Consider the following 16,367-nt stretch of genomic DNA (forward strand, 5'->3'; position numbering starts at 1 on the left):
ATTTCCGCTTCTATAAGGCTTTGCATGGCCCTGTATCGACGCTCTGATAGGGTTTTGAACGCCGCTGGTAAAAAAATTCAGTTTTTTCTGCAGCAGGGGTTTACAGTTAAAAAGGCGCTCCGTATAGTGCGCGCCATCGACGACGCACAAGCGCTTTCGATGATGCCCAGGTGGTGAAATTGGTAGACACGCCAGCTTCAGGTGCTGGTGACCTTACGGTCGTGGAAGTTCGAGTCTTCTCCTGGGCACCAATTTCGAGTTTGAGACTAGATCAGTTTCAAGACTCACACAAAACCCGCGAAAGCGGGTTTTTTGCATTTGCGGGAAAGCTTTTGTTCACACTGATTTATTAAAACCAAATCAGGGGTTTACAGATCAAAAAGGCCTCCGTATAGTGCGCCACATCAACAGCGGCAACGCTTGCGATGATTGCCCAGATGGTGAAATTGGTAGACACGCCAGCTTCAGGTGCTGGTGACCTTACGGTCGTGGAAGTTCGAGTCTTCTTCTGGGCACCAATTCAAATTCAAGGTTCACGCCTTGGATTTCAAAAAAACCCGCGAAAGCGGGTTTTTGCGTTTCTGGCTTCCTGAATTTCGCCATCCCTACAGGATCGCCAGTCGCCCCACAAGGCGCACTTGAGAAACAATATCGTTTATCATTGTTGCAAGTTTTTGCAATGCGACAGTGAGGAACCCTGCGAATGACGTTTCGAAATACCCTGCGCCGAGGCCTGACCTTCACCCTCCTCGGCCTGGCACTCGCCACTCCCCTCACCCAGGCTGCCGATGCGGTTTCCCTGACTCTCTACAACGGCCAGCACAAGGAAGTCGGCGACGCGATTGCCAAGGCTTTCGAAGCCAAGACCGGCATCCACGTCAACGTGCGCAAAGGCAGCAGCAACCAGCTCGCCAGCCAGATCATCGAAGAAGGCGACCGCTCCCCCGCCGATGTGATCTACACCGAAGAGTCGCCGCCGCTGAATAACCTCGGCGAACAGGGTCTGCTGGCCAAGGCCGATGACGCCACGCTGGCAGTTCTGCCGGAAAAATACGTCGCCGCCAACGGCACATGGATCGGCGTTACCGCCCGCGTACGCGTGGTCGCGTTCAATCCGAAACTGATCGATGAAAAAGACCTGCCGAAATCGGTGATGGAATTTTCCGAGCCGCAGTGGCAGGGCAAGGTCGGCTTCGTTCCGACCAGCGGCGCCTTCCAGGAGCAGGCCGTAGCGATCATCAAGCTGCACGGTCGTGACGCCGCCGAAGAATGGCTGACCGGCCTGCGCGCATTCGGCAAGACCTACAGTAACAACATGGTCGCGCTCAAAGCGGTGGAAAACGGTGAAGTCGCCACCGTACTGGTGAACAACTACTACTGGTTCGCCCTGCAACGCGAGAAAGGCAAGCTCGATTCCAAATTGCATTACTTCACCGGCGGCGACGCTGGCGGCTTGATCACCGTGTCCAGCGCTGCCGTGCTGAAATCCAGCAAACACCCAAAAGAAGCCCAGCAATTCCTCGCCTTCATGGCCAGCGAAGAAGGTCAGCGCGTGATCACTCAGACCACCGCCGAATACCCGCTGCACAAAGGCATGGAATCGGATCGCGGTCTCAAGCCGTTCAGCGAACTGGAAGCGCCGAACGTTACCCCGGCGGACCTGGGCAACGCTGAAGAAGCGCTGGAACTGGAACGCGAAGTTGGTCTGAACTGATGGCAGCATCGTTATCGGCCCCCGCCGCGCGCGGGGGTTACGTACCAAGACGCAAACGGCCGTCGATCTGGCTGGTGCTGCCGGTATTGCTACTGGTGGTACTGAGCCTGTTGCCACTGGCCTACGTCGGGGTGAAAGCCTGGCAAGCCGGCTGGGCCGAGGCGCTGCATTTGCTGTGGCGCCCGTACGTGTTTGGCCTGTTGCGCAACACCTTGGCACTGATGGTCGGCGTGACGATCACCTGCGCCGTGATCGGTCTGTCGCTGGCATGGCTGCTGGAGCGCAGCAATCTGCCGGGGCGACGCCTGTGGGGCGTGATCCTGTGCCTGCCGTTTGCGGTGCCGGCGTTTGTCAGCAGCTTCACCTGGGTGTCGCTGAGTGCGCAGTTCGAAGGCCTCGGCGGAGCGATTCTGGTGATGAGCCTGTCGAAGTATCCGCTGATCTTCCTGCCAGTCGCGGCGACCCTGCGCAATCTCGATCCCTCTCTCGAAGAATCCGCCCGCACGCTGGGACAGAATCGCTGGGGCGTGTTTTTCCGCGTCACCCTGCCGCTGTTGTGGCCATCGCTGTTGGCCGGCTCGCTGCTGATTGCCCTGCACATGCTGGTGGAATTCGGCGCGCTGTCGATCATCGGTTTGCAGACCTTTACCACGGCGATCTACCAGCAATTCGAACTGGAATTCAGTAACGCCAACGCAGCGATGCTTTCGGCGGTGTTGCTGGCGCTGTGCCTGCTGCTGTTGTGGCTGGAATTGCGGGTGCGCGGCAAGGGCCGGCATGTGCGCACTGGCCAGGGTGCAGCGCGACAGGCTGAGCAAGTAAAGCTTGGGCCATGGGCTGCAGCAGGTCAGTTGTATTGCCTGTTGCTGGCGATTATCGGCAGCGGCGTTCCGCTGGGCATGTTGGCCTACTGGCTGGCGGTCGGTTCGTCGGCGGCGTTCCCGGTAGCAGCGATCACTGAGGCGCTGCTGTCATCGCTGGCATTGTCGTTGGGCGGCGCGGCGTTGTGCCTGGCGCTGGCAGTGCCGGTCGGGCTGCTGGTGGTGCGCTATAAAGGCCAATTGGCAATCTGGGCCGAACGCCTGCCTTATCTGCTGCACGCGCTGCCGGGCCTGGTGATTGCGTTGACGCTGGTGTATTTCGCCCTGCATTACGTGCCGGTGCTGTATCAGACGTCGGGCTTGCTGCTGATCGCCTATGCGCTGCTGTTTCTGCCATTGGCGCAGGCGCCGATTCGTACGGCACTGAACAAGGCTGCACCGCAGCTGGAAGAAGCGGCGCGGACCTTGGGCGCATCGTCGTTCACGGCGTTTTGCCGGGTGACATTACCGATCATTTTCCCGGCACTGGGCGCGGCGTTTGCGCTGGTGTTTCTCGATGCGATGAAGGAACTGACGGCAACGTTGCTGCTCAGCCCAACCGGACTCAATACATTGGCGACCGAAGTCTGGGCGCACACGGCGAATGTCGAGTTTGCGGCGGCGGCGCCTTATGCGGCGTTGTTGATTGTGGTCTCGGGGTTGCCGGTTTATCTGCTGACGACGCGGATGTATCTGAGCCGCTGATACCGCTTTCGCGAGCAGGCTCGCTCCCACAATGGATTGAGTTTCCCTGTGGGAGCGCGCCTGCTCGCGAAGAGGCCAGCCCTGATAACACTAAGCGCGGAACTGTCCCAGGCTAGCCTTCAACTGCGCCGCCAGACCATCCAGCACCTTGCCACTGGCGGTGGTTTCCACCACTGCCTGCGCCGCTTTCTCGGCCTGTGCATGAATCGTTTCGACGCGCCCACGCACTGCCTGTGCACCCTGCGCCTGATGTGCTGCTGCTTGCGTCGCCAGACCGATCGCCGCATGCACCTGCTCGACCGAAGCCTGCACCGATTGCTGCAAGCGCGCACTGTCGCGCAAGACCAGCAAACCTTCGCTGGCCTGTCGTCCGGCCTGGCCAATCGCCTCGACTGCCTCACGTGCGCCCTGTTGCAGAGCGACGATGTGCGCTTGAATATCGCCCGTCGAGCTCTGCGTTTTGCTCGCCAGTGCCCGCACTTCATCCGCCACCACGGCAAACCCACGCCCGGTTTCACCGGCCCGCGCCGCCTCGATCGCAGCGTTCAACGCCAGCAGGTTGGTCTGTTCGGCGATGCCGTGAATCACCGTCAGCACCACCTCAATCTGCTCGCTCTGCTGCGCCAGTCGCTCGATAACCTTCGCCCCGGTATCGACCTGCCCGGCCAGCGCTTCGATCAGGCTGCCAACCTTCGCCGAAGTCCGGGTGTTCTCATCGGTGGCCTGACGAATATCGACAACCTGCTTGAGCGCCGCCTGCATTGCCTGACTTTCCGACTGCGCCTCGTCTGCCATTTGCGACAGCGCGCGCAGGCTTTCTGCAACTTCATCGCGCTGCATTCCGGCAGCCGCATCGGCGCCAGCGTTGCGCAAAGTCATCGCGCCAATTTCCACGCCAGTGCGCTGCGCGACATCGCCCGCCTCGCGCACGATCGGCTGCAGCTTGTCGACGAAGCGATTGACCGCCGACGCCATGTCGCCGATTTCATCCTTGCTGTTGATCTGCACACGCTTGGTCAGGTCGCCCTCGCCCGCCGCCAGATCGTCCATCGCCGCATTGAGCATTTTCAGGCGATTGACCACGCGATGACCGAGCACCACGGCCAGCAACAGCAGCACGCCGCAACCGACCAGTGCCAGGCCAAGGCCGATACGCCAGCGCAGTGTCGCGGCAGCGTCTTGAACGGTTTGTGCGGTGTTGGCTTTCATTTCGCCAGCGGTGCCCTGCGCCGATTGCAGACGCGCCTGCATCGCTTTGGCGCTGTCCGCCGCCGCGCCTTTAAGGCTGTCGCCCACCAGTTGATCGCTGCTGGCAATCAGCGCCAGGAAGCGCTTGTCGAGCTCGGCCAGATCGGTTTCCACCGAGGCTGTGGAAACGCCCATCAGCACTTTGCCGATCTCCACGCCATTGGGATTGATCGAGGCCTCGAGGTAGTAGACCGAAGGATCATTCTTCGCCGCATCCAGCACTTTATCCAACGCACGCTCACCCTGACCTTTTTCCAGCAAGGCCTTGTTGATCGGGTTTTCACGGTTGAGATAACGGGTCAGATGCTGGCCGGTGGCGTCGTCATACACCACGAACAGCACGTTGGGATTGCGCTGGGCGCGGCGGGCGAACTCCGAGAGCGTCGGCACGTCGCTGTCCCACATGGCACGCGGCGCTACGGATGCAAGCAACTGCGCCATGTCGTTGGCCGAATCCTTCAGATCCTTTTCCAGCGTCGCTCGCAGCTGCGCCTGCTCTTCTTTCAGACGCGCGGACAGGCCGACCGTCAGGCGCTGACGAGTGCTGGCCGATAACGCATCAAGACTTGAAGTGACTTCACGCCCGGCCTGCTCCAGCTCACCGGAGAGCTTCTGGCTGTCGGCACCCAGGCGCACGGCCAGATCGGCTTCCAGCGCGGTCACCGTGCTCCGCGTCAGGGCAACCGCCACCAACACCTGCACCAAAAGGGCGATACCAAGGGTAACGAACACTGGCCGCAACAAACGGCTTTGTAACAGTGAGAGAACGGCTGACACTTTAAATCCCTCTACTTCTGACGCCATTAATTTGATGGCACTCTTGTAGACAGATTCACAGCAAAGGTCATGCCGTCCAACAGGCATAAACGACAAAGGCCCCGATTAAGGGGCCTTTGTTTTTTACATCAATGACTTATCAAGCAAACGGATGACGCAGAACGATGGTTTCGTTGCGGTCCGGGCCCGTCGAAATAATGTCGATCGGCGCGCCGATCAACTCTTCAACGCGTTTGATGTAGGCACGAGCATTGGCCGGCAGCTCTTCCAGGGTTTTTGCACCCACGGTCGATTCGCTCCAGCCTGGCACTTCTTCGTACACAGGCTGCAGGCCTACGTAGCTGTCAGCATCGGTCGGTGCAACAGCATTGCCTTGCGCGTCTTTGTAGCCGACGCAGATGTTGATGGTTTCCAGACCGTCGAGTACGTCCAGCTTGGTCAGGCAGATGCCCGAGATGCTGTTCACATCGATAGCGCGACGCAGGATGACGGCGTCAAACCAGCCGCAGCGACGGGCGCGACCAGTGGTGGCGCCGAACTCGTGACCCTGCTTGGCCAGGTGCGCACCGACTTCGTCAAACAGCTCGGTCGGGAACGGGCCGGAACCGACGCGAGTGGTGTAGGCCTTGGTGATGCCCAGGATGTAGTCGAGGAACATCGGACCCACGCCCGAACCGGTCGCCACGCCACCCGCGGTGGTGTTGGAGCTGGTCACGTACGGGTAGGTGCCGTGGTCGATGTCGAGCAACGAACCTTGCGCGCCTTCGAACATGATGTCCTTGCCGGCACGACGCAGGTCGTGCAGCTCGGCGGTCACGTCGAGCATCAGCGGCTTGAGCAGCTCAGCGTATTCCTTGCACTCGGCCAGGGTCTTTTCGAACTCGATGGCTGGCTCTTTGTAGTAACCGACCAGCATGAAGTTGTGGTAATCCACCAGTTCCCGCAGCTTGTCTTCGAAGCGCGGCATGTTCAGCAGGTCGCCGACACGCAGGCCACGACGGGCAACTTTATCTTCGTACGCCGGGCCGATGCCGCGACCGGTAGTACCGATCTTCAGCTCGCCACGGGCCTTTTCACGGGCCTGGTCCAGCGCAACGTGGAAGGACAGGATCAGCGGGCAGGACGGGCTGATACGCAAGCGCTCGCGCACCGGTACGCCTTTCTCTTCCAGCTTGGTGATCTCGCGCAGCAGGGCGTCAGGTGCAACCACCACGCCGTTGCCGATCAGGCATTGCACGCCTTCGCGCAGCACGCCCGACGGAATCAGGTGCAAGACGGTTTTCTCGCCGTCGATCACCAGCGTGTGACCCGCGTTGTGGCCACCCTGGTAGCGCACTACGGCGGCAGCATGTTCGGTCAGCAGATCAACGATCTTGCCTTTGCCCTCATCACCCCACTGGGTGCCCAGGACTACGACATTCTTACCCATAACACTTGTCCTCATTCGCGCAAACTTGGTGCCGGCGATGGCCGGCAGGAAAACTCAAGAAGCCAGTGGCGATACTTGCCAAAGCCCGTTCTGCTGAATCAATTGCCGGTCGCAGTCCGCATCACGGGCGGCGGCCAAAGGTTGTCCAGGCAAGGCCTGAACGACACGCTGACCCTCACTGCGCAACTGGCAAACCTGCTGCCAGAGTGCCGCATCCGTACTGTCAGGCATCCAGATACCGCCAGACGGTAGCTCGATCTCAGCACGCCCCAGGGTCACCAGGGTTTTCAAATCGGTAGAGAAACCAGTCGCCGGACGGGCGCGACCGAAGTCGGCACCGATGTCATCGTAACGACCGCCCTGAGCGATGGACTGGCCAACGCCCGGCACGAACACCGCGAACACCACACCGGTGTGGTAGTGGTAGCCGCGCAACTCGCCGAGGTCGAAATACAGCGGCAGCTGCGGGAAGCGCACGGAAAGACGCTCGGCGATCGCCAGCAGGTCTTCCAGCGCCGCCAGCACCGGCGCCGGCGCATTGGCCAGACGCTCGCGGGCAGCGCTCAATACTTCACGGCCGCCGCACAGATCAACCAAGGCACGCAGCATCCCCGACAGATCGGCCGGGAGACCTTCGGTCAGGGTAATCACTTCATCGATGGCCTTGCGCTGCAGGGCATCGAACAACTGCTGCTCGACTTCACCGGAAAGACCAGCGGCACGCGCCAGACCACGGTAGATGCCGACATGCCCGAGGTCCATGTGCACGTCCGGCACATCGGCCAGTTGCAGCATGGCCAGCATCAGGCTGATGACTTCGACGTCGCTGCTCGGGCTGGCGTCGCCGTACAGCTCGGCGCCCAGCTGGATCGGGCTGCGCGAGGACGACAATGCACGCGGCTGGGCGTGCAGGACACTGCCTGCGTAGCACAGACGGCTCGGGCCTTCGCGGCGCAGGGTGTGCGCATCGATACGCGCCACCTGCGGTGTGATGTCGGCACGGAAACCCATCTGCCGGCCCGATTGCGGGTCGATGACCTTGAAGGTACGCAGATCCAGGTCCTGGCCCGCGCCGGTCAGCAGGGATTCCAGGTACTCGATATGGGGAGTCACGACAAACTCGTAACCCCAGCTCTGGAACAGATCCAACACCTGACGACGCGCGACTTCAATGCGCGCCGCCTCCGGTGGCAGTACTTCTTCGATGCCATCTGGCAGCAGCCAGCGGTCTACCGTTGCCATTACGCCATTCCCCTTTGATCCGGGCGGCCAGCACTAGGCGAGCCTTGAGTGAAGCAGAAAATGACCGGAGCGTTCAAAACGCACGCGCATGAACGACGCAGCGAAAGGCCGGCTGGCGGCTTCGCCCATCACTTTCCTCGAAAAACGCTCGGGCTATTCAAACCCGATGCCTGCAACAAAAACAGCAATCAAACGTGCAGACGCAAAAAAGCCGGGAATTTCCCGGCTGCCGCATCATACACACGTTTTCCGAAAGGATCACCCCGCCCGAGGTTTTAGCCGCCGGGCGGAATGATTCAGGTCAACGTCGTATCAAGGTTTGGCTTTTTCCAGGTAACGGAAGAAGTCGCTGCTTGGGTCGAGGACCAGGACGTCGGATTTGTTCGCGAAGCTTTCACGGTAGGCACGCAGGCTACGGTAGAAACCGTAGAACTCCTGATCCTGACCGTAGGCCTTGGAGTAGATCGCAGCTGCCTGGGCGTCACCGTCACCGCGAACCTCTTCGGATTCACGATAGGCTTCGGCCAGCAGCACGCGGCGTTGACGATCGGCGTCGGCACGGATGCCTTCGGCCAGCTCGTTACCCTTGGCGCGGTGCTCGCGAGCTTCACGCTCACGCTCGGTGCTCATACGCTCGAACACACTGCGGTTCACTTCCTTCGGCAGATCAATGGCCTTGACCCGGACATCAACCACTTCGATACCCAGCTCTTTTTCCGCCATCTTGTTCAGCGATGCAGTGATGTCAGCCATCAGCGCATCACGCTCACCCGACACCACTTCGTGCAGGGTGCGCTTGCCGAACTGGTCACGCAGACCGGACTCCAGACGACGGGAGAGACGTTCGTCGGCGATCTGCTTCAGACCCGAAGTCGCGGTGTAGAAGCGCTCGGCATCTTTCACCCGCCACTTGGCGTAGGCATCGACCATCACGGCTTTCTTTTCCAGGGTCAGGAAGCGCTGCGTCGGCGCATCCAGCGTCAGCAGACGCGCATCGAATTTGCGCACCTGGTTGACGTAAGGCACTTTCACATGCAGACCTGGCAGGACATCCGCCTGAACCACACGACCGAATTGCAGCAGCACCGCGCGCTCGGTCTGAGCGACGATGTAGAAGCAATTCCAGCCCACCAGTACCACAACGACGCCAACGATCAGGGCGATCAGCGATTTATTGCTCATCAGCGGGTCTCCCTTGTACGCGTCTGCGGCACGTCAGTGAGATGCGGCGTGACGTCCGTGTTGTTGCTGGCGGCCGAACCGGTCACCGGTGCGTTGCCCGAGCTGTTCTGGATCATTTTGTCCAACGGCAGGTAAAGCAGATTGCTCTGGCCGTTCTTGTTGCCGGTCACGAGTACCTTGCTGGTGTTGCTGAAGACTTCCTGCATGGTGTCCAGGTACAGACGTTCGCGGGTGACTTCAGGTGCCTTGCGATACTCGGCGACCAGCTTGGTGAAGCGATCGGCCTCACCCTTGGCGCGCGAGATGGTCTCGTCGCGATAACCGTTGGCATCTTCGATGATGCGCTGGGCCTGACCACGGGCTTCCGGCACCACACCGTTGGCATAGGTTTCAGCCTGGTTGCGCGAACGCTGCTCGTCTTCACGGGCGCGGATCACGTCATCGAAGGCTTCCTGTACTTCACGCGGTGCCGCTGCGCTCTGTACGTTGACCTGGGTGACGGTGATACCGGTGCGATAGGTATCGAGGAAACGTTGCAGACGCTCCTTGATTTCGCTGGCCATCAATTCACGACCTTCGGTCAGCACCTGGTCCATGGCGGTGGAACCGACCACGTGACGCAGCGCACTTTCAGTCGCGTGCTGCAGGCTGATTTCCGGCTGATCGACGTTCAGCACGAAGTCCTGCAGGTTGCTGATCTTGTACTGCACGGTCAGCGGCACTTCGACGATGTTCTCGTCTTCAGTCAGCATCTGGCCCTGCTTGGTGTACGCACGCTCACGCGTCACGTTCTCCATGTACTTCTTGTCGATCGGCGGGAAGTAGATGTTCAGGCCCGGGCCGACAGTCTCGTAGTACTTGCCGAAGCGCAGCACAACGGCTTGCTCCTGCTCGTCCACCACGTAGACCGCGCTGTACAGCCAGACAGCCGCCAGCACGACCAGGCCGATGCCGAGCAGACCGCCGAAGCCGCCACTGCTGCGCCCCGACCCGCCGCCGTCATCACCGCGTTTCTTACCACCACCGAACAACCCGTTCAGGCTTTCCTGCAGCTTTCGGAAGGCCTCGTCGAGATCCGGTGGTCCCTTGCGGTCGCCGTTATTGCGGCGCTTGCCACCCCAGGGATCCTGATTATTCGAGTTGCCACCCGGCTCATTCCAAGCCATAGCGCTCTCCATCTGATAAAGCAAAGACGCACCCACGGCGCGCCGACCAATGCTACAGAATGCCTGCCGTTGCGGCACAACCGCTTTGTCAGGCTTTTATTGCAAAGTGTGTTGCTCGATGAATTCCATCGGCTGCAATCCTTCGCGGCTTACCAATCGATTCAACTCGATCCGGGGCAAACGAACGGCCAGCAGGCTGACACCTTCATCATCGTATTCTTCTTTCTGCACCGCCCCGAGTTCGAAGAACTGCGCACGCAGCCGAGCGAATCGTTGCGGCAAGCGCAAGGTACCGACGAACAGATCACTGCCGAGCAACTCGGCGATGGCCTGTTCAAGCAATTCCAGACCGCTGCCATCACGCGCCGAGAGCCAGACCCGTTGCGGCTTGCCATCGGCATCGCGCTGGATCTGCGGCTCGACGCCTTCAAGCAAATCGAGTTTGTTATAGACCTCGAGGATCGGCAAGTCCTGGGCACCAATCTCGCCCAGCACCACCATCACCTGCTCGATCTGCAACATGCGATCCGGTTCGGCCGCATCGATCACGTGCAACAGCAGGTCGGAATTGCTCGACTCTTCGAGCGTAGACCGAAATGCCTCGACCAGCTTGTGTGGCAGGTGACGAATGAACCCCACGGTGTCGGCAAGGACGATGGGACCGAGGTCGTCAAGCTCCAGCCGGCGCAGGGTCGGGTCGAGCGTGGCGAACAATTGATCGGCCGCGTACACCTCGGACTTCGTCACGTTGTTGAAGAGTGTCGATTTGCCGGCGTTGGTGTATCCCACCAGCGAAACGGTAGGGATGTCCGCACGGGATCGGCCACGGCGCGACTGCTCGCGCTGACTGCGCACCTTCTCCAGCCGCCCCTTGATCTGACGCAGGCGAACCCGCAGCAGACGGCGGTCGGTTTCCAGCTGGGTTTCACCCGGACCGCGCATACCGATACCGCCACCCTGACGCTCAAGGTGAGTCCAGCCGCGAACCAGCCGCGTGCTCATGTGGTCAAGCTGGGCCAGTTCGACCTGCAGCTTGCCCTCATGGGTGCGTGCGCGTTGGGCGAAAATATCGAGAATCAGCCCGGTGCGGTCGATCACGCGACACTCGAAGACCCGTTCGAGGTTGCGTTCCTGACTGGGCGTGAGGATGTGATTGAAAATCACCAGATCGGCTTCTTCAGCCTTGACCAGGTCGCGCAGTTCCTCGACCTTGCCGCTGCCGATCAGATATTTGGCGGTTGGCCGATGACGCGGCACGTTAAAAAACGCGACGGTCTCGGCGCCAGCCGAATTTGCCAACTCCTGAAACTCCTGCGGATCTTCGCGCGCCTCAGGGTCCTGTCCATCCAAGTGAACGAGGATGACTCGTTCACCACCACCGTGGCGCTCAAAGAACAAAGGAGACTCCTATCAGGCGTTACCCGGCGCTGCATCGGCATCGCCCTGTTCGTTTTCGGTTGCGCTAGGCAGACGAATTGGACGAACCGGCACGACGGTCGAGATAGCGTGTTTGTAGACCATCTGGCTTACGGTGTTTTTCAGCAGGATCACGAACTGGTCGAACGACTCGATCGTCCCTTGCAGCTTGATACCGTTGACCAGATAGATGGAAACCCCGACTTTCTCTTTACGTAAAGTGTTCAGGTAAGGGTCTTGTAGCGAATGCCCTTTTGACATGTGCCGCACTCCTTTAAGGATTCAATAATAAAAACAGGTAAATTCAGATGGCTTCGGCCGTCACACCCCCAAGGATAGACGGCAATTGCAAGTACTCAGCTCAATATGGAGATGGTCCCGAGGTATTTCAAGGCGCGTGGCAGATTGTCGCAATCAAGACTGTCCAGCCAATGCAAATCGTCCCAGCTGCGCAGCCAGGTAAACTGGCGTTTGGCCAATTGGCGCGTGGCGATGATGCCCCGCTCCTGCATCTGGGCCAATGTCAGCTTGCCGTCCAGGTAATCCCAGACTTGGCGGTAGCCTACCGCACGTATAGACGGCAACCCCGAATGCAGGTCACTTCTTTTACGCAGGGCTACGACCTCGTCGATGAATCCCTGTTCCAACATATTTGTGAATCTTTGTTCAATTCGCTGGTGCAGAACCTGACGATTCGCCGGAGCAATGGCCAGGTTCGCGACAGTATAGGGCAATTGTTGCCGTCCCGAAGCGGCTGCTTCAGTACTTTGCACAGATTGTTGCTCGCGCAGAGCGGTCATGCTCTGCCCGCTGACTCGATACACTTCCAGTGCCCGACTCAAGCGTTGCGGATCATTGGGATGGATGCGCGCCGCCGACACCGGATCGATCTGCGCCAACTGTTCGTGCAGGGCTTGCCAGCCGAGGCGTGCAGCTTCTTCCTCGATCTGCGCGCGGACCTCGGGATCGGCTGCCGGCATGTCCGCCAGACCTTCGACCAGAGCCTTGTAATAGAGCATGGTGCCGCCGACCAGCAGCGGGATCTTTCCTCGCCCAGTGATTTCGGCCATGGCCTGCAACGCGTCGCGACGGAAATCGGCAGCGGAATACGCTTCAGCGGGGTCGAGAATGTCGATCAGCCGGTGTGGGTATTCGGCGAGCAGTTCTTGCGAAGGCTTGGCCGTGCCGATGTCCATGCCGCGGTAGACAAGCGCCGAATCGACACTGATCAACTCGCACGGCAGCACCTTGGTCAGCTCGATGGCCAGATCGGTCTTGCCCGCAGCGGTCGGGCCCATCAGGAAAATCGCTGGAGGCAGCTGGCTCATCAGCGACCGCGCAGGAACAGTTTGTCCAGATCGTCCAGGCCCAATTGGGTCCAGGTCGGTCGGCCATGGTTGCATTGACCACTGCGCTCGGTGTTTTCCATATCGCGCAGCAGACCGTTCATTTCCGGCAGGGCCAGACGCCGGTTGGCGCGGATCGCGCCGTGGCAGGCCATGGTGCCGAGCAGTTCGTTGAGGTGCGCCTGGATACGGTCACTGGTGCCGTATTCCATCAGGTCAGAGAGCACGTCGCCGACCAGTCGATTGGCTTCGGCCTGCTTGAGCAAAGCGGGAATCTGCCGGATCGCCAGGGTTTCCGGCCCCAGTCGCTGCAATTCAAAACCAAGACGCTGAAACCAAGCGGCGTGTTCTTCAGCGCAATCGGCCTCGCGCTGACTGACCGCCAGCGATTCCGGCACCAGCAACGGCTGGCCACTGAGACCTTCGCTGGCCATGGCGATTTTCAGGCGCTCGTACATGATTCGCTCGTGGGCGGCATGCATGTCCACCAGCACCAGGCCATGGGCGTTTTCGGACAAAATATAGATGCCCTTGAGCTGCGCCAGTGCATAGCCGAGCGGCGGGATATCTTCCTGACCGGTTGGCAGCGCGCTGGCATTGGCTTCAGGCAGCGGCGCGAAAAATTCCTTGTATGCGGCTTGCGCCTCGGCAGCGGGCAGCGCCGATTGCGGACGCGGCGTGTATTGATACTGATAAGCGCCGCCAGCGCTAGCCCCGGACGGAGTATTGAACACCGGCTGCGCCTGAGGCTGCTCCAGCAGCGCATTGGCGGCTAGACGCATCTCGCCTTGCGGGCCGAACTCGCCAGCCTCGATCCCACTCGGCCGAACGATCGCCGTGGTGACCGAGCCGGCAAGTTGATCTTCCGGACGCACATCGCCCAGCGCACGGTGCAGCGTGCCATACAGGAAATCGTGGACCATGCGCCCGTCACGGAAACGCACTTCGTGTTTGGTCGGGTGCACGTTGACGTCTACCGCTGCGGGATCGACCTCGAAAAACAGCGCGAAGGTCGGGTGCCGACCATTGAACAGCACGTCGCGATAAGCCTGGCGTACCGCGTGGGCCACCAGTTTGTCGCGCACCGCACGGCCGTTTACGAAGAAATACTGCAAATCCGCCTGACTGCGGTTGAAGGTCGGCAAACCGACCCAGCCCCACAGGTGCAAGCCATTGCGTTCGATCTCGATCGGCAACGCCTGCTCAAGGAAACCCGAACCGCAGATCGCCGCCACACGCCGGGCGCGGGCTGCATCATCGTGGGCCTCGTGCAGGCTGAGGATGGTCTTGCCGTTGTGGCGCAGATGAAAAGCCACGTCGAAGCGCGCCAGCGCCAGACGCTTGATCACTTCCTGCAGGTGATCGAATTCGGTTTTTTCGGTCTTGAGAAATTTGCGCCGGGCCGGGGTGTTGAAGAACAGGTCGCGGACTTCCACCGAAGTGCCGACCGGATGCGCCGCCGGCTGCACGCGCGGCGCCATGTCCCGGCCTTCGGTTTCGACCTGCCAGGCCTGATCGGCATCGCGGGTGCGCGAGGTCAGGGTCAGACGCGCCACCGAGCTGATCGACGCCAGCGCCTCGCCACGGAAACCCAGGCTCATCACCTGTTCGAGGTCTTCGAGGTTGCGAATCTTGCTGGTGGCGTGACGGGCCAGGGCCAGCGGCAGGTCATCGGCGGAAATACCGCTGCCGTCATCGCGCACGCGCAGCAACTTGACGCCGCCCTGCTCGACATCGACGTCAATACGCTTGGCGCCGGAGTCGAGGCTGTTTTCCAGCAACTCCTTGATCACCGAAGCCGGGCGCTCGACCACCTCACCGGCGGCAATCTGGTTCGCCAGCCGCGGGCTGAGCAGCTCGATGCGCGCAGTGTTCAATACCTGGTTCATTCTTTGGACGCCAGTTCGGTGCCAGGAATCGTCAGGTGCTGACCGACTTTCAGCTCATCGCTTTTCAGATTGTTGGCGGCGCGCAAGGTGGCCGGCGAAACCTGATAGCGCACGCCGATCATCGCCAGGGTTTCCCCCGGGCCGACACGGTGGTCGCGCGGGCCTTGAGCAATCTTGCCGGAATCACGCAGCCAGGCGATGTAGGTGCCCGGCGGCGGATTCTGCTGGAAGAACTGGCGTACGCCGCTGCTGATCGAACGGGCCAGCGCTTGCTGATGGCTCGACGCGGACAGCTTGTTCGCTTCGTTGGCGTTGGAAATGAAGCCGGTTTCAACCAGGATCGACGGAATGTCCGGCGACTTCAGCACCATGAACCCGGCTTGTTCCACACGCTGTTTGTGCAGCGGCGTAACGCGACCGATATTGGTCAGCACCTTCTGGCCGACGTTGAGACTGGAGGTCAGCGACGCAGTCATCGACAGGTCGAGCAACACGCCGGCGAGCATGCGGTCCTTGTCGTCGAGGCTGACGTTGCCGGCACCACCGATCAGGTCGGATCGGTTTTCACTGTCGGCCAGCCAGCGGGCGGTCTCGGAGGTAGCGCCACGATCGGACAGGGCGAACACCGAAGCACCGAAAGCGGCCGCGGACGGCGCAGCGTCGGCGTGGATCGAGACGAACAGGTCGGCGCCCTTCTTGCGGGCGATTTCGGTACGCCCGCGCAATGGAATGAAGTAGTCGCCGGTACGGGTCAGCTCGGCGCGGAAGCCTTTCATGCCGTTGACCTGACGCTGCAATTCGCGGGCGATCTGCAGCACCACGTCTTTCTCACGCTGGCCGCGCGAGCCGGACGCGCCCGGGTCTTCCCCTCCGTGGCCGGCATCGATCACGACGATAATGTCGCGCTTGCCAGCAGGGGCTGGCGGCAGCTTGATCGCCGGTTCGGTCGGAGTCACCGGCACCGCCGGCACGGTCGCCACCGATGGCGTCGGGGCTGGCGGCGGCGCGGCATCGGCCGGGTTGTCGAACAGATCGACCACCAGACGGTTGCCGTATTGCGCGTTCGGCGCCAGCGAGAAGCTTTTCGGGGTGACGGCTTTTTTCAGGTCGATGACCACGCGCAGGTCGGTCGGCGTGCGCTGGGCTGAGCGCATCGCGGTGATAGGCGTGTTCGCGGTCTGCACGTTCAACGGCGCGCCGAGGGTGGCGCCGTTGATGTCGATCACCAGCCGGTCCGGGGCTGTCAGGGTGAAAACGCTGTGCTGCACCGGGCCGCTGAGGTCAAAGACCAGTCGCGTGTTGTCCGGCGCCCGCCACAGGCGCACGCTGTTGACCTTTGAATCGGCCACAGCGTTGACGGTTACTGCCATCAACATCAGTCCAGCGGCAGCCA

General features: G+C 60.8%; 13 protein-coding genes and 2 tRNA genes. 5 read left to right on the forward strand and 10 right to left on the reverse strand.

What is annotated here, in order from left to right; genetic code table 11:
• Window positions 1-164: 164 nt before the first annotated feature.
• The 4 genes from AC0Z5Z_RS06315 (at window position 165) to AC0Z5Z_RS06330 (ending at window position 3,279) form a co-directional block, all read left to right on the forward strand.
• Window positions 165-251, forward strand: a tRNA-Leu gene (locus AC0Z5Z_RS06315).
• Window positions 252-431: 180 nt separating this feature from the next.
• Window positions 432-518: transfer RNA gene (locus AC0Z5Z_RS06320), tRNA-Leu, on the forward strand.
• Window positions 519-703: 185 nt separating this feature from the next.
• Window positions 704-1,714: an extracellular solute-binding protein gene (locus tag AC0Z5Z_RS06325; RefSeq protein WP_016771941.1), complete on the forward strand. Its 1,011-nt coding sequence runs from the start codon at window positions 704-706 to the stop codon at window positions 1,712-1,714.
• On the forward strand, window positions 1,714-3,279 hold the full coding sequence (locus AC0Z5Z_RS06330) for an ABC transporter permease (protein ID WP_041480725.1): 1,566 nt from the start codon (window positions 1,714-1,716) through the stop codon (window positions 3,277-3,279). Before AC0Z5Z_RS06325 ends, AC0Z5Z_RS06330 begins: the two co-directional genes overlap by 1 nt.
• A 90-nt stretch (window positions 3,280-3,369) precedes the next feature.
• Here AC0Z5Z_RS06330 and AC0Z5Z_RS06335 read toward each other — a convergent pair whose 3' ends face one another.
• The 3 genes from AC0Z5Z_RS06335 to AC0Z5Z_RS06345 form a co-directional block, all read right to left on the reverse strand.
• Complete coding sequence (locus tag AC0Z5Z_RS06335; RefSeq protein ID WP_217851188.1) at window positions 3,370-5,304, reverse strand: methyl-accepting chemotaxis protein; 1,935 nt, start codon at window positions 5,302-5,304, stop codon at window positions 3,370-3,372.
• Window positions 5,305-5,443: 139 nt separating this feature from the next.
• Complete coding sequence (locus AC0Z5Z_RS06340; RefSeq protein ID WP_016771943.1) at window positions 5,444-6,733, reverse strand: adenylosuccinate synthase; 1,290 nt, start codon at window positions 6,731-6,733, stop codon at window positions 5,444-5,446.
• Between the two features lie 54 nt (window positions 6,734-6,787).
• Window positions 6,788-7,975 carry an ATP phosphoribosyltransferase regulatory subunit gene (locus AC0Z5Z_RS06345; RefSeq protein WP_016771944.1) on the reverse strand — a complete coding sequence of 396 codons (1,188 nt, stop codon included), beginning with the start codon at window positions 7,973-7,975 and terminating at the stop codon, window positions 6,788-6,790.
• A gap of 88 nt (window positions 7,976-8,063) precedes the next feature.
• Between AC0Z5Z_RS06345 and AC0Z5Z_RS06350 the strand changes: the two genes are divergently transcribed.
• A complete protein-coding gene (locus AC0Z5Z_RS06350) occupies window positions 8,064-8,270 on the forward strand; it encodes a hypothetical protein (protein ID WP_143497950.1) in 207 nt (68 codons plus the stop codon).
• 17 nt (window positions 8,271-8,287) lie between these two features.
• Here AC0Z5Z_RS06350 and hflC read toward each other — a convergent pair whose 3' ends face one another.
• The 7 genes from hflC to AC0Z5Z_RS06385 form a co-directional block, all read right to left on the reverse strand.
• Entirely contained in the window at window positions 8,288-9,157 is an 870-nt protein-coding gene (gene hflC, locus AC0Z5Z_RS06355) for a protease modulator HflC (protein WP_485610878.1), read from the reverse strand.
• Window positions 9,157-10,323, reverse strand: a complete 1,167-nt coding sequence (gene hflK, locus AC0Z5Z_RS06360) for an FtsH protease activity modulator HflK (protein WP_485610879.1) — start codon at window positions 10,321-10,323, stop codon at window positions 9,157-9,159. Before hflK ends, hflC begins: the two co-directional genes overlap by 1 nt.
• Before the next feature lie 96 nt (window positions 10,324-10,419).
• Window positions 10,420-11,721, reverse strand: coding sequence for a ribosome rescue GTPase HflX (gene hflX / locus AC0Z5Z_RS06365; protein ID WP_041480728.1), 1,302 nt, complete (start codon window positions 11,719-11,721; stop codon window positions 10,420-10,422).
• Between the two features lie 12 nt (window positions 11,722-11,733).
• Window positions 11,734-12,000, reverse strand: a complete 267-nt coding sequence (hfq, locus tag AC0Z5Z_RS06370) for an RNA chaperone Hfq (protein ID WP_016771947.1) — start codon at window positions 11,998-12,000, stop codon at window positions 11,734-11,736.
• Between the two features lie 95 nt (window positions 12,001-12,095).
• Entirely contained in the window at window positions 12,096-13,067 is a 972-nt protein-coding gene (gene miaA, locus AC0Z5Z_RS06375; protein ID WP_353187896.1) for a tRNA (adenosine(37)-N6)-dimethylallyltransferase MiaA, read from the reverse strand.
• Window positions 13,067-14,974 (reverse strand): DNA mismatch repair endonuclease MutL, encoded by a 1,908-nt coding sequence (mutL, locus tag AC0Z5Z_RS06380; protein WP_305382088.1) that lies wholly within the window; start codon window positions 14,972-14,974, stop codon window positions 13,067-13,069. The genes miaA and mutL overlap by 1 nt, the downstream gene beginning before the upstream one ends.
• Window positions 14,971-16,350: an N-acetylmuramoyl-L-alanine amidase gene (locus AC0Z5Z_RS06385; RefSeq protein WP_370593506.1), complete on the reverse strand. Its 1,380-nt coding sequence runs from the start codon at window positions 16,348-16,350 to the stop codon at window positions 14,971-14,973. Before AC0Z5Z_RS06385 ends, mutL begins: the two co-directional genes overlap by 4 nt.
• Between the last annotated feature and the right edge of the window lie 17 nt (window positions 16,351-16,367).

Source organism: Pseudomonas sp. 1L-E-NC-VB-C3 (assembly GCF_057291535.1).

What these genes read in the sequence shown, in the direction of transcription:
- AC0Z5Z_RS06325 (WP_016771941.1), top strand. Translation starts at nt 704, where the DNA reads ATGACGTTTCGAAATACCCTGCGCCGAGGCCTGACCTTCACCCTCCTC.
- AC0Z5Z_RS06330 (WP_041480725.1), top strand. Translation starts at nt 1,714, where the DNA reads ATGGCAGCATCGTTATCGGCCCCCGCCGCGCGCGGGGGTTACGTACCA.
- AC0Z5Z_RS06340 (WP_016771943.1), bottom strand. Translation starts at nt 6,733, where the DNA reads ATGGGTAAGAATGTCGTAGTCCTGGGCACCCAGTGGGGTGATGAGGGC.
- AC0Z5Z_RS06345 (WP_016771944.1), bottom strand. Translation starts at nt 7,975, where the DNA reads ATGGCAACGGTAGACCGCTGGCTGCTGCCAGATGGCATCGAAGAAGTA.
- AC0Z5Z_RS06350 (WP_143497950.1), top strand. Translation starts at nt 8,064, where the DNA reads ATGAACGACGCAGCGAAAGGCCGGCTGGCGGCTTCGCCCATCACTTTC.
- hflC (WP_485610878.1), bottom strand. Translation starts at nt 9,157, where the DNA reads ATGAGCAATAAATCGCTGATCGCCCTGATCGTTGGCGTCGTTGTGGTA.
- hflK (WP_485610879.1), bottom strand. Translation starts at nt 10,323, where the DNA reads ATGGCTTGGAATGAGCCGGGTGGCAACTCGAATAATCAGGATCCCTGG.
- hfq (WP_016771947.1), bottom strand. Translation starts at nt 12,000, where the DNA reads ATGTCAAAAGGGCATTCGCTACAAGACCCTTACCTGAACACTTTACGT.
- miaA (WP_353187896.1), bottom strand. Translation starts at nt 13,067, where the DNA reads ATGAGCCAGCTGCCTCCAGCGATTTTCCTGATGGGCCCGACCGCTGCG.
- mutL (WP_305382088.1), bottom strand. Translation starts at nt 14,974, where the DNA reads ATGAACCAGGTATTGAACACTGCGCGCATCGAGCTGCTCAGCCCGCGG.
- AC0Z5Z_RS06385 (WP_370593506.1), bottom strand. Translation starts at nt 16,350, where the DNA reads ATGTTGATGGCAGTAACCGTCAACGCTGTGGCCGATTCAAAGGTCAAC.